Annotated in this window: 11 protein-coding genes; 2 read left to right on the top strand and 9 right to left on the bottom strand. The window is 63.6% G+C overall.

What is annotated here, in order from left to right; genetic code table 11:
* Positions 1–242: 242 nt before the first annotated feature.
* From ACNFIA_RS14740 to ACNFIA_RS14710, 7 genes are all read right to left on the bottom strand, one after another.
* Positions 243–743, bottom strand: coding sequence for a GspH/FimT family pseudopilin (locus ACNFIA_RS14740; RefSeq protein ID WP_416785991.1), 501 nt, complete (start codon positions 741–743; stop codon positions 243–245).
* Between the two features lie 9 nt (positions 744–752).
* Positions 753–3,803, bottom strand: coding sequence for a pilus assembly protein (locus tag ACNFIA_RS14735; protein WP_416785988.1), 3,051 nt, complete (start codon positions 3,801–3,803; stop codon positions 753–755).
* A gap of 2 nt (positions 3,804–3,805) precedes the next feature.
* Entirely contained in the window at positions 3,806–4,294 is a 489-nt protein-coding gene (locus tag ACNFIA_RS14730) for a hypothetical protein (RefSeq protein WP_416785986.1), read from the bottom strand.
* Positions 4,291–5,439, bottom strand: a complete 1,149-nt coding sequence (locus ACNFIA_RS14725) for a PilW family protein (protein WP_416785984.1) — start codon at positions 5,437–5,439, stop codon at positions 4,291–4,293. The genes ACNFIA_RS14730 and ACNFIA_RS14725 overlap by 4 nt, the downstream gene beginning before the upstream one ends.
* Positions 5,436–5,987, bottom strand: coding sequence for a type IV pilus modification protein PilV (pilV, locus tag ACNFIA_RS14720; protein ID WP_416785981.1), 552 nt, complete (start codon positions 5,985–5,987; stop codon positions 5,436–5,438). The genes ACNFIA_RS14725 and pilV overlap by 4 nt, the downstream gene beginning before the upstream one ends.
* 5 nt (positions 5,988–5,992) lie before the next feature.
* Positions 5,993–6,382: a type IV pilin protein gene (locus tag ACNFIA_RS14715; RefSeq protein WP_259756984.1), complete on the bottom strand. Its 390-nt coding sequence runs from the start codon at positions 6,380–6,382 to the stop codon at positions 5,993–5,995.
* 562 nt (positions 6,383–6,944) lie between these two features.
* On the bottom strand, positions 6,945–8,492 hold the full coding sequence (locus ACNFIA_RS14710) for an EAL domain-containing protein (RefSeq protein WP_416785978.1): 1,548 nt from the start codon (positions 8,490–8,492) through the stop codon (positions 6,945–6,947).
* A gap of 156 nt (positions 8,493–8,648) precedes the next feature.
* Between ACNFIA_RS14710 and ACNFIA_RS14705 the strand changes: the two genes are divergently transcribed.
* Positions 8,649–9,164, top strand: a complete 516-nt coding sequence (locus tag ACNFIA_RS14705; RefSeq protein ID WP_416785975.1) for an RDD family protein — start codon at positions 8,649–8,651, stop codon at positions 9,162–9,164.
* A gap of 130 nt (positions 9,165–9,294) precedes the next feature.
* Here ACNFIA_RS14705 and lptG read toward each other — a convergent pair whose 3' ends face one another.
* Positions 9,295–10,362, bottom strand: coding sequence for an LPS export ABC transporter permease LptG (gene lptG, locus ACNFIA_RS14700; protein ID WP_259756990.1), 1,068 nt, complete (start codon positions 10,360–10,362; stop codon positions 9,295–9,297).
* Positions 10,355–11,479: an LPS export ABC transporter permease LptF gene (gene lptF / locus ACNFIA_RS14695; protein ID WP_259756991.1), complete on the bottom strand. Its 1,125-nt coding sequence runs from the start codon at positions 11,477–11,479 to the stop codon at positions 10,355–10,357. The genes lptG and lptF overlap by 8 nt, the downstream gene beginning before the upstream one ends.
* A gap of 191 nt (positions 11,480–11,670) precedes the next feature.
* Here lptF and ACNFIA_RS14690 point away from each other — a divergent pair, with 191 nt between their 5' ends.
* The gene (locus tag ACNFIA_RS14690; protein WP_416785972.1) at positions 11,671–13,161 is read left to right on the top strand and encodes a leucyl aminopeptidase; all 1,491 of its coding nucleotides are present in this window, start codon (positions 11,671–11,673) and stop codon (positions 13,159–13,161) included.
* The last annotated feature ends 94 nt before the right edge of the window (positions 13,162–13,255 follow it).

Genomic DNA, 13,255 nt, shown 5'->3' with positions numbered 1-13,255 from the left:
AAACGGTAGCACGAAATTACGCCAAGCCTATGTAAGTTGACGAATGAACTTTGGCGTAAACCCTTATGAATCGAGGGCTTGAGGCAACCCAATAGAGGCTTACGAAACCCACTTGGAGCTATGAGAGTCCCTCCCGGGGCACCACCACATGGTTCCGGCAGTTCTGATGAACTGCCAGAGCCCACAAAAAACCGGCCTTCTGGCCGGTTTTTTGTTGTCTGCGATTTACCCGGTCGTTCCGCTCAGGAGCAGGTCCCGGTGGTGGTCTTGCTGACATAGGCGCGCCCGGTGGCGCTGACATTCACCACCCGTTCCTGGGAGCCCGCGCTGGGGGCCGAGCGGCACACGGTAATGGTCGCCTGGGTGTTGCCCACGCCGGTTGGCTGGAAGTCGACCTTGGCGACACTGGACGTCACCTTGAAGCCCGTCGGCGCGGCAGAGTGTTTCTGGAGCACGGTGGAGCCGGAAATGATGATCCAGCCCTGCTCCCAGCCGCCCGAGCCGCAACTGGTGCCATTGCTGGAGACGCACAGGCTGGTCACCGCGTTGCGCTTGATCGCCTCGCTTCGGCCCATTGCCACGCCAGCGACCAGGTCGTTGGCGCTGGCGGCGAGCTTGCCGGCGAGCGTGGCATCGCCCAGCGAGGGGACGGCGATGCCGATCAGCACCGCCAGCACGGCGACGGTCACCATCAGTTCCAGCAGAGTAAAGCCGCGCGCAGTACGCCTTGATTTCGCGTTCATGGCCGGCCCCTATCGCTCGATGTCCCAGAATACCCAGGACTTGGGCTGCGCACCGCCGCCGGGCGCCGGGGGTTCCTTGGCCGTCAACGGCGATTGTTCGTTCCCGCCGATGATGAAATCCTTCAGGGTTCCGTCGTCGAGTTGTACGCGCCCCGCCACGGGCGACGGCGGCAGCCCTCCGCCGGCAATGACGGCGAAGCGCTGATCACCGCTGCCTGCGGCGTTCCGATAATCAATGTTGTAGACACGCGCAGTACCAAGGCTGGAGCAGCTGGTGGTGCTGGCCACGGCAGGCTGGTGGGTGCTGAAGGTGATGTTGTTGTAAAGCAGAAGCGCCGAGGTCACCACCTGTTCGGTGGATTGCAGGCCCAGGTACCAGCCCTTGGGATACGCCGCGAGCTGTGTGCTGGTCGGGGTCGCCGTGCTGGTAATGGGCAGCAGCGAGTTGTTGCAGATCAGGTTGGCGGCGCAGGTGGCGTTCTCCTGGGTCAGCCAGTTGACATCGCTGGGCTTGTCGCGCAGTGCGTAGAAGCGGTTCGCCACACTGGCCGCGGAGGAGTAGGTGAGCAGCGGCTTCTCGCGGTCGCCCGAGCCCAGGATGATCACATACTGGCCATTGACCGTGGCTACGCCCGGCCCAAACAGGAACTTGCGGTTGGCCGAGCAGGTGGTCGCCGTTGTGCATCCCAGTGAAGCGATCTTGGTAATAGTCCAGTTAGCCGGCGCGGTGCTGCCGATGGCAGTGAACGCATCGATGCCAGAGATGCGGTAGATGTTCCCCCCCAGATCCGAGGCATACCCATAGGAGATCATCCCACTGCTGTTGGTGACGAGGGCGATATCGCCCACCACACCACGATCAGTATCAAAGGTCTTGAGCAAGGCGCCCGAGTCGGCGTCCATCAGGTAGATGTGATTGCCCTTGGAGGTCGAGCTGCAGGTATTGGGGTCGGCGTCCTCACAGTTGTCGTAACCACCGCCCATGGCCAGGATGGTCGATGCACCGCTACCGTAGCCTTGCGCCAACACCGGTACAGGCGTTGCCCAGGTCTGCCCCAATCCGGTGAGCCCGGTACTGCAGCCAGTGTCGTTGCCCAGGTTGGGGCAACCGATCTTCCACTTCAGGCTCGGGCTGGCCGGGCTGGAAACATCGAAAGCGTAGAGCGCCCTGCCCCCCCGACGCATGGCCGAATAGATCCAGGTGCTGGTGCCCTGCTGGACCACGGAGACCGAACCGTCCATCCCGTAGTCCTTGGGCTGAGGCGTCGGCGTGCCGGTGGTGTGGCCGGGGAAGCTGATGGTAGTGGTGTTGTCACGCAGGCGTTTGATGCGTGGATAGAATTCCGGCGGCATGAAGGACCAGATTTCACTGCCCGCCGAAACACCGGCAACGGTGCCGGTGCGGTTGCCGTTGATGGCGTGCAGGAGGCCATCGTTGGCGCCGTAGTAGACCACCACCAGGGGCGACGACGAAGTACCGTAGTTGACCGCCGCCGGGCGCGAGTGCACGACATCGCCGTGCACCGAGGGGCGCATCTCGGTGAAGTTGGCGTTGAGGTTCTCGTCCAGGTTGTCGGCGCCGCTGGCCCAGCCGATCAGGTTGTCCCGCTCTGTGGTATCCGTCGCCCCCAGGAGCGCCTGGGTGATCGCGGTATTGGCCGTATTGAAATTGGTCAGCGCGGTGCAGCTCGTCGGGCTGCACGTTTTCACGGTCCGCGAGGTGGCCTGGCGCAACACATAGGCCTGGGCGCCCTTCTCGACGATATTGCCGTCCGGGTAGTTGGACACGTCGGAACCCGTCACGGTCAGGCAGTTGCCCTGGGGCTTGAATGCCCAGTAATTGTCCAGTGATGTCGGCGTCCAGAAGCTGCGGGCGCATTCGGTGATGAAACCGGTGCCACCGTTGATCGCACTCTTGCCGTCGGCATCCACCGTGGTGAGCTGACTGCTGACCACGCCTATCTTGTATTGCTTGAGGTTACCGGGCCAGCGCGGGAAGGAATCGGGGTCCGGGCGGAACATGCCGACGAACACCTGGTTCAGGTAAGTACTCTGGGAGCTGACACTGATGGGCAGGGTGACGGAGGCGAACACGCTGTTGGTCGCCTGGATTTCGGAGAAGATCGCATTCAGTGCATCGGCGATCTGCGTACCGCTGGCCGTTACGTCGAAGTACTTGCCGCTGCTGACGTTGGCCATGCTTTTGAGCAACGCCGTCCAGCCCGGCCCCTGGCCGGTGGTGACCTTGTTGATGTCCACGGTGTAAGTGGTGATCGACTGGGTGCTCTTCTTCATGAAACGCGCCCATTCATCCGCCATGTTGTCCTGCGAACCGCTGGGGGAAATGGGAATCGCCGTGGTACTGCCCCCGGCGGCGGTCAGCGCGTCGGTCGCCTGCTTGATGTCGGCGGTATTGTCCTGGGCAGCGCCGTTGCTGATATAGATGATGAAATTCTTCGCGCAGCCGGCGACGATGGGGTTGTTGTATGTGGTGGCGTCCTTGGATGCCAAGGCGTTGCCGCTCAGGGCGTAGATGGCGTTGGACGCCGCGGTACCACTGGCATTGCCGGTAAAGTCGGTCTTGGCCTTCTGGTTACCGGAGTTGGGCGTGCCCGCCGAGTAGTAGAGCCAGGCCTCCTCCATCGCCTTGCTGATCTTGCCGCCGTTGGACTTGTCGTCGCCCACGTCCAGGCTGCTCACCAATGTCTGGTACTTGGGCTTGGTCGAGCTGTCGAGCAGGCGCATGGCGGCACGCACATAGGCGCCGTCATCGCCCTTGTTGCCCCCGCCGGATTCGCTGAAGAGCATCAGGCCGACGCGGAACTTGTTTACCTGCAGGCTGTTGACCACCGAGGCCAGGGCGGTCATCTCGTTGGTGAACGGGGTGGTCCAGTTGGCCGTGTTATCCAGGATGATCAGGACGTTGGGCGCGTCCGTGGCGCCCGTGGGGGTACCGACGAACAGGTCGATGTCCTCGGCGCGAACAGACGAGTGGGCGACGCACAGGAGGCCAATGGCGAAGATACGCCGGAGCATTCCGGCCAAGCAGTTCTTTTTCATGATCATGCTCCGCAGGCGGCGTTCTTCTGCGCGTCGTTCAGGTGCACCCGCACCCCGGAACGTACTCTCACCGAGGTCCCGGTCACGTTATCGGTGACATTGGCGTTGAGCACCCAGATGGAGTCCCATTCCTTGGAACACATAGGTTCAAGGGGGCCCGTACAAGCGCTCGTGGATGGACTCCGCTTGACGCTCATGCATACCGGTGCCTCCATCGAAACCGTGTAATCCTTGGTCCCGTCGTTATTGATGTCGACATCTTGCTGCTCGGCCGTCGGCGAGCCGGTGAATGCTGAGCCGATGACCCGCTGGAGGCCGACATCGGCTGCGGCGATGGCCTCGTTGCGGAACTGCATATTGCCCACCGCCTTGAGGTTGGCGCCGCTGAGGGTGTAGGCACTGCCGACCATCAGCATCAGCATCAGCAGCATCACCAGGGCAATTACCAGCGTCGCCCCCTGCTGGGATCTCGAATCAGGCTGCATCTTCATGGCGTCTGCCTCCGCCGGGATACGTTCACCAGCGTGGCGCTGGAGGTGAACAGGTGCCGTTTGTAGCCATCGGTGAACGGTCCCAGGGTGGTACCGCCCAGGGCATACGTCTTGTCCGAGCTGTAGCCGGGCGTCTGGGTGCGGGTGCGAGCCAGAACATATAGCCGGGCCTCCACCACGTTCGCCAGATCGTCCCGCGTGCAGGAGGCGGCGCCACAATGGACGAAGGGTCCATCGGGCGAGCCGTCGCCGCGGTTCTTCACGGTGGTTCTGGTGACGGGGTCAGCCCAATCCGGGGGTGCCGAATAATTCAGCGCCTCACCCGTCTTGCTAAGACTGTCGACCCCCAACTCGACGCGGAATGCTTCGATCCCCTCGATCAGCGGCACTGCGGGCTGCAGCGCGTTGGCCGGCGTGACGCCGCCAGAAAGATCGAACGAAGAGCGCATGAGGGTCGGGATACCATCCCCGGCGGCGACCGCGTAGTCGCGGACGTAGTACAGATCGACGACGAGCTTGCGAAGCTCTGCCTGGGATGTGCAGTTGCGCTGGTGCAATGTGAACCCGGTAGTGTCCAGAACGACGGGGTAGGGAGTTGTCTCGGGACTGGGGTTCGACGGGGGAATGTCGTCGTCGCAGAATGAAGCCTGGAAATACACCTTGCCTACCGCCACGGGGTCGCAGTTGCCCACGCCCGGCGAACAGGTGTCGACGTGCCGAACCACCAGCACGTCGGAATTGCTCGCCAGGTTGGTGACAATCCCCGAACAACCGGGCGGGACACCGGAATAGGTCTGTACCACGATGCCGATGGCATTGACTCGGTCCTGTTGCGTCCACGCCGAGAAGGCTGAGCACACCGGGGGCAATGCTGTGGGGTAGTCGCCGGGCTCCTTGCTGGCGCTCAAATTGTCGAACTGCGGAACGTGGCCATTCCAGAACCCCGCATGGGCCAGGTCCTCCTGCAGCAACCCCACGGCAAAGCGCCCGTTCTCGATCAGCGCGTTGGTCTGGGCCATGTCGTCGCTGGTGCGGCGCAGGTTCAGGTAGAGCGTTAGCACCGCGACCATGATCAGCAGGCTGATGGTCACGGCGATCATCATCTCCACCAGGGTGAAGCCCCGCTGTCGGGAAACGCCGCTCATAGCGAAGCGACCCGCACGATGGTGGTGACCACTCGCCGGCAGAGATCACTGCTGCAGCCCGAGCTACCGTCGTAGCTGCCGCTACCACAGGCCACGCTCGACGGCGGCGCGGAGATCGGCGTCATGCCCTGCCAGGCCACGGTGATCAGGTACTGGTTGCTGCCCAGCGATTCGATGCAGCCGCGACCGCCCAGCATGGCGCCAGCCTTGACGTTGCCGCCGCCCACCTCCGCCGCGCCCTGCAGGTTGCTGCACCAGTCGGCGAGGTCAGCCTGCTGGCGGGTGCCGCTGCTGGTCGGGCAGGTCATGCCGACGCCGAGCGGCGTGGATGTGCCGGTGACATAACTGGAGGAATTCTTCGCGTTGGCGTTCATCCGGCTGGACATGTCGTTGAGCAACAGCAGCGCCTGGGCGCGCTGGTAGGACTCCATGTCCGACAACTGCATGCGCATCTGCAGCTTGGCCAGGCCAAGCAGGCCCAGGGAGATGATGAGGATGCTGACGAGCAGCTCGATCAGGGTGAAACCGCGTTGCCGGGAGGCCAGCATGTCGGTCACCACTTCGCCGCCGGCGTCTTGCTGCCGTCGCTACTGAGGGTCAGGTTGCCGTCGCTGGCCTGCGCGCCGCTCGGGGTGAAGGTGATGGTGAAGGTCGGCGGCGTACCGCTGCCGACGGTGATGGAGTAGCCGTAATTGCTCGACACCTCACTGGGGAGGGCGTAGCCGCCGCTCTCCAGCTGCGTCTTGCTGGCATAGGAGCGGTTGGCCAGCAGGTACTGCTGCTGGCGATTGGCGATGTCCATCATTTGCGCCTGGGCCGCCGACCGCTTTCCGCGAATGATGTATTGCTGGTAGCTGGGATAAGCGATGGCAGCCAGGATCGCCACTATCGCCGCCACCACCATCAATTCGATCAGGGTAAAACCACGGGAACTAACAGGCATTATCAGACTCTCTTTACGGGGCCCTTTTTCAAAGACTCTATTAGTTAAATGGCGAATCGCCACCCCGCCGACTCGGCAATTTAGTACCAGTCGTCGCCGGCGCACCGATCTATATACAAGTAGTTAACGAGAAAGATGGCCTGGCATTTTCCATGAAAGCGCCACAACCCAATGATTGCGGGCATTAGAGCTGAACACCCGAGCCGCATCAAGAGCCGATACACCGCCGTCCCTGTATCAAAAAAGAGACACTCAGGAAACTTTCCGAGTTAATTCTTGCACACTCGTACTACTTATAAATTTCACATAAAAAAAGTGTGAAAATAAAGTTAAACACTACCCCCATTATTTCCATCTCGTCGATTGAAATACGCAGTGATAACGAATTCAAAATCGTCCAACCGCCGACAACTAACAACTTCTCACCACCTATCAAACTTCTATATGCATCGCTATCAATGAGCTAACTATCGAGTCAGAAAGGCAAACAAGGCCCGGCGAGCGGTCGAAGGAGTTTTTTCACCGGCCGGCGTCTCGCCGAGCAAGAACCGGCCAGCCTGTGTCAGCGCCCACCTTGACGTCGTTGCAACGCCTCGATGAATGCCGCCAGTGGCATGGGCCGATCGAAGAGATACCCCTGCAACACCTCCACGCCGCGCGAGGCGAGATAGGCCCGCTGCTGCTCGGTTTCCACCCCTTCGGCGATGATCATCAGGTCCAGTTTGCCGCACAGTTCGACGATGCTGTCCAGGATGTGGGAGGACAGCGCGTCGACACCGATCATCGCCACGAAGCTCTTGTCGATCTTCAGCGCATCCACCTTGAAGCGATGCAGATAGGCCAGGCTGGAGTTACCGGTGCCGAAGTCATCGATGGCCAGCTTGACGCCCAGGGAGTGGAGATTGTCGAAGAGTTCGTCCGTCACCTCGCTGGAGACGATCAGCTCCCGTTCGGTCAGCTCCAGCGTGAGTTCCAGGCGATGAGGCAGGAAGCGCGCCTGGAAGTCCCGGCAATCGCCGAACAGCCCCGGCTCCGTGCAATGCCGGGCGCTGATGTTGAACCCCAGGTGGAAGCCTTGGCCCAGCAAATGCCCATGCGGCGCCAGCGCGTCGGCAACCTGGTGCATCAGCTCCCGGGTCATCGGAACGATCAGCCCGGAGCGTTCGGCCATCGGAATGAACAGGTCAGGGCCGACCATGCCTTCGCGCGGGTGAATCCAGCGCATCAGCACCTCCGCCCCCACCCAGCGGCCGTCCCGGGCATTCACCAGCGGCTGCAGGTAGGGCACGAACTCCCCGGCCAGCAGGGCGCGTTCCAGCTCCAGGCTCGGCGTGGCCGAGCGTCCCCAGAGCCAGTAGCAGGCGATACCGGACACACCGCCGAGCATCAGCATCAATGCCACCAGGGGCAACGAGTCCCTGCGGATGTGCTGCCATTGCGCGCCCTCCGGGAAGCCACCGATGACCGTGTAGGGAAACCGTCGGGACGTTCGCTCGACATGGCCAAGGGGCAACGCCGCAGGGTTACCGTCGAACACCCTGCCCTCTTCGTCCATCCACTGCTGGCCGACCCGCAGCTGCAGGTCGCTGCGCTGGTCGACCAGCTGCAGGGTGTTGCTGAGGTAGCGGCCGTCAATGGTGGAGAGCGCGGCGAAACGCCCCTCGACGCGACGCAGGATCAGCAGGGCGTAATGCGGCGTGACCTCGTTGCCCGCCATCATCCGCAGCTCGCCGGCGACATACAGTCCGGCGTCCAGCGGCGCCTCGTAATCGCCGAACAGCGAGGTGCAATAAATAGTGTCGTCACGGGTGAGGTTGACCGACCGGACGAACGGCACCACCGCCACCTGCTCGCGAAGTACCAGGGTGGCGTCCGCGCAGCCTTCGTCCACGTGGCGCAAGGCGACCTGGGCCGCGCCCCTGGCATTGCCCAGCATGACATCGAAGAGGCGCACGGCTTCGTTGGCGGCGGTCCGCGCTTCGGCGCCCAGGCTGCTCAGCGCCTGCCAGTAGATGATCACGCTGCCCAGCAACAGCGGCAGCAGCGCCATGGAAAGGGAGAAGACCAGGCGGGGCACCAGCCGGCGCCGGGTATAACTGCGTAGCGGCATCCTTGTTCCTTGCTCGAGGGCGCCGCGACCTGCGACGCATTGCCACTCCCCCGAAGGCAGCGACGTGCCTTGAGCTTAGAACAGCCTCCGGCGCCGGGCGCCTGGCAACGGAATCCGTATAATCCCCGCCCATCCTGATCGCCACAGAAGACGCCCATGCCCAAGCCGCAGCAGCTCCAGCCCGCGGGGAACTTCCCGCCCGCCACGCTCCTTCGTCGCTTCACCGCGATGTTCTACGACTTCCTGCTCTGCGTGGCCTTGCTGATGGTGGTAACGCTGATCTACCAGCAAGGCTTCCTGCGCCTGATCTACGGCGGCGAGAAGCTTCGGCAGCTGGCCGACCAGGGCGCGCTGACCGGCGACCCGCTGCTTTCCAGCCTGCTATTCATCAGCGTGTTCGCCTTCTTCGCGAAGTTCTGGACCCACAGCGGCCAGACGCTCGGCATGCAGGTGTGGGGTGTGCGCGTCCAGAACGCCGATGGCACGCGCATCAGCCTGATGCAGGCGCTGCTGCGCTTCGTCATTGCCATTGCCTCCTGGGGCTGCGCCGGCCTGGGCTTCCTCTGGATGCTCTGGGACAAGGACAAGCGCACCTGGCACGACCGCTACTCCGAAAGCGTGGTGATCCAGATTCCCAAGGCGGTACGCAAGGCCACCCAGGGCCGGGGCTGACCCCCCGGGCACAAAAAAGCCGGCGATTGCCGGCTTTTTTGTGCTCTGTGTAGGAGCGAGCTTGCTCGCGAACCTCTCGCACCGGAACAGGGATTGATCGCGAGCAAGCGCGCTCCTGCGAGAGCCTCTTTTAACCTGCCCGCTTCAGCAACAGCGCACCGAGGAAGGCGCAGATCGCCGCCGGCACCAGCACCGCCAGCAGCGGCGGAAAGTTGAACACCTGGCTGGACGGCCCGAGCAGGTCCTGGGCGATGCGGAAGGTGAAGCCCACCAGCACACCGGTGAACACGCGCTGGCCGAGGGTCACGCTGCGCAGCGGGCCGAAGATGAACGAAATCGCCATCAGCACCAGAGCCGCCGTCACCAGCGGCTGCAGGATCTTGGTCCAGAACGCCAGCCAGTAGCGGTTGGAGCTCAGGCCCTGGTCCTGCAGGTAGTGGATGTAGCCCCACAGGCCGGTGATCGACAGGGCCTCGGGCTCCATCACCACGGTATTGAGCAGCTGCGGGCTGAGCTGGATGTTCCAGGTCTCGCTCGGCGCGGCCACCACTTCGCTGCGCTTTTCCGCGGCGTGCAGCACGGTGGTGGTCACGTCCTGCAACTGCCACTGGTTGTTCTCGAACACCGCCTGGCGGGCGAAGCTCGCCGTTTGCAGGCGGCGGTTGTCGTCGAAGTTGTAGCGGGTCACACCCAGCAGCACGCCGTCCGGGCGCACCACGTTGATGTGGATGAACTCGTGGCCCTGCCGGTGCCACAGGCCCGACTTGGAGCTTTGCGAACCATTGCCGCTCTGCGCCAGCGCGCGGCCGCTCTGGGCAGCGGTTTCGGTGTAGGGAATCACGTACTCGCCAACCAGAATGCCGACGAACATCAGCACCAGCATCGGCTTCATCACCGCCCAGACGATGCGCTGCAGCGACACGCCGGCGGCGCGCATGATGGTCAGCTCGCTGTTGCTGGCCAGGGTGCCCAGGCCCACCAGGCAGCCGATCAGCGCCGCCATCGGCAGCATGTCGTAGCCACGGCTCGGCGCGGTGAGCAGGACGAACTTGAGGGCCTCGGTCAGCGTGTAGCTGTCATCGAGCTGCCCCAGCTGGTCGACGAAGGCGAACAACTCGGCCAGGCCGAGGATCACCCCCAGCACCGCGAGAATGGAGACGAAGACCGTCGTGCCGATGTAACGATCCAGCTTACGCATGCTTCAGACCCCCGCCCGACTTCGCTCGCTGGGCGGCCAGCTTCAGGCGCAGCGGTTCCCAGTACAACAACAACAGGCCGATGCCCAGGAATATCCCATGGATCCACCACAGGCCCAGGGCCATGGGGATCTTGCCCTTGTCGAGCATGCCGCGCCCGGCGATCAGCAGCGCCAGGTAGGCCATGTACAGCAGCACGGCCGGCAGCAGCTTGAGGAAGCGGCCCTGGCGCGGGTTGACTCGCGACAGCGGCACGGCCAGCACGGTGACCACGAACACCAGCAGCGGGATCGACAGGCGCCATTGCAGCTCGGACTTCATCCGCGGGTCGTCGCTACCGAGCAGGTCGGCGGTGGGGATGGCGTCGCGGTCGTCGATTTCGCTGCTCACTTCCGGCTTGGGCAGGAGCGCCGCGTAGGTGTCGTACTTGATTTCGCGGTAGTCGGCCTGGCCCGGCGTGCCATCGTAGCGGTAGCCATCCTTGAGGATCAGGTAGCGGCTGCCGTCCGCATGGATTTCCTGCACACCGGTGGTGCCGACCAGCACCGAGGTGCCCCCGTCCTTGCCATTGCGCGGGCGGTTCTTGTCGGAAATGAACACCCCGCCCAGCTCCGTGCGCTCGTTGGCCAGGGTTTCGGTGTAGGTCACTCGCGTGCCGTCGCGCATCGACTGGAAGCGCCCCGGCGCCAGGGTGTCGAATTCGGTCATCGCGTCCTGCTTGTTCAGCAGCAGCTGCATCTGGGTGATGCCCTGCGGCGCCAGCCACAGGCTCAGCCAGGCCACCAGCAGGGCGATGAACAGCGCCGGCGCCAGGGTGATGGCCAGCAGGCGCTGCTGGCTCATGCCGGTGGCGGTCAGCACGGTCATCTCGCTGTCCAGGTACAGGCGGCCATAGGCCAGCAGGATGCCGAGGAACAGGCCCAGCGGCAGGATCAGCTGCAGGAAGCCCGGCAGGCGCACGCCCATGATCATGAACAGCGAACCCGGATCGAGCAGGCCTTGGGCGGCCTGCGCCAGGTACTTGATGAAACGGCCGCTCATGATGATGACCAGCAGCACGGCGCTCACCGCGCTCATGGTGATCAGCACTTCACGGGACAGGTAACGGAAGACAATCAAACCGGACACTCCAGGGTTGTCACGCTCAGGCGGCTACGCTCAAACTAGCCGCCGTGAAGCATTGCCGGGTGCGCGCGGACGCGACCCAGCGCAAATAGCCGGCATTATCCTGCGATTCGCCGGGCCTGTCACTGCGCAGGCCATCTTCCTTCGCAGACCATTCAAGCTCTTTGTCCCGGGGACACTCAGCCATGGAATTCCTTGTAAAAAGCGTACGTCCGGAAACTCTCAAGACCGCCACCCTGGTCATCGCCGTGGGCGAAGGCCGCAAGCTGGGCGCCACCGCCAAGGCCGTCGACGAAGCCACCGGCGGTGCCATCGCCACCCTGCTCAAGCGTGGCGATCTGGCGGGCAAGGTCGGCCAGACTCTACTGCTGCAGGATTTACCCAACATTAAGGCCGAGCGCGTGCTGCTGGTTGGCGCCGGCAAAGAGCGCGAACTCTCCGACCGCGCCTACCGCAAACTGGTTTCCGCCGTCCTGAACAATCTGAAGAACCTGGGTGGCGCCGACGCGGTCCTGGCCCTGGGCGACCTGGCGGTGAAAGGCCGCAACGCCCACGGCAAGGCCCGCCTGCAGGTGGAAACCCTGGCCGACGGCACCTACGTCTTCGACCGCTTCAAGAGCCAGAAGGCCGAAGCGCCGAAGCTGAAGAAGGTCACCCTGCTGGTCGACAAGGCCGACGCCGCGGCCGTCGAACAAGGCGCCAAGCAAGCCCAGGCCATCGCCAACGGCATGGCCCTGACCCGCGACCTGGGCAACCTGCCGCCGAACCTCTGCCACCCGACCTTCCTCGGCGAGCAGGCCAAGGCGCTGGGCAAGGAATACAAGGGCCTGAAGGTCGAAGTCCTCGACGAGAAGAAACTGCGCGAGCTGGGCATGGGTTCCTTCCTCGCCGTCGCCCAGGGCAGCGACCAACCGCCGCGCCTGATTGTGCTGCAGTACAACGGCGCGAAGAAGAAGGAGGAGGCCCCGCACGTTCTGGTCGGCAAGGGCATCACCTTCGACACCGGCGGCATCAGCCTCAAGCCCGGCCTGGGCATGGACGAGATGAAATTCGACATGTGCGGCGCGGCCTCCGTGTTCGGCACCTTCCGCGCCGTGCTGGAGCTGCAGCTGCCGATCAACCTGGTGGGCGTGATGGCCTGTGCCGAGAACATGCCCAGCGGCGGCGCCACCCGCCCGGGCGACATCGTCACCACCATGAGCGGCCAGACCGTCGAAATCCTCAACACCGACGCCGAAGGCCGCCTGGTGCTGTGCGACGCGCTGACCTACGTCGAGCGCTTCAAGCCGCAGTCCGTGGTGGACATCGCCACCCTCACCGGCGCCTGCATCGTCGCCCTGGGCTCCAACACCTCGGGCCTGATGGGCAACAACGACGCGCTGATCAAGCAACTACTCAAGGCCGGTGAAGTCGCCGACGACCGCGCCTGGCAGCTGCCGCTGTTCGACGAGTACCAGGAGCAGCTCGACAGCCCCTTCGCCGATATCGCCAACATCGGCGGGCCGAAGGCCGGCACCATCACCGCCGGTTGCTTCCTGTCGCGCTTCGCCAAGAAGTTCCACTGGGCGCACCTGGACATCGCCGGCACCGCGTGGATCAGCGGCGGCAAGGACAAGGGCGCCACCGGCCGCCCGGTTCCGCTGCTGACCCAGTACCTGCTGGACCGCGTGAAGTAACGGAGTAAGACAGCCATGTTTTTTGGAACCCAACGCGTCGCGAGTGCCGCTCGGGCAGGGCGAAAGCCTGCGCAACTGCGCAGTTTCCGTTTTG

This window comes from Pseudomonas sp. NY15437 (assembly GCF_048068435.1).
Classification (GTDB): domain Bacteria; phylum Pseudomonadota; class Gammaproteobacteria; order Pseudomonadales; family Pseudomonadaceae; genus Pseudomonas; species Pseudomonas nitroreducens_B.
This window is presented reverse-complemented; position numbering and strand designations above follow the sequence as displayed.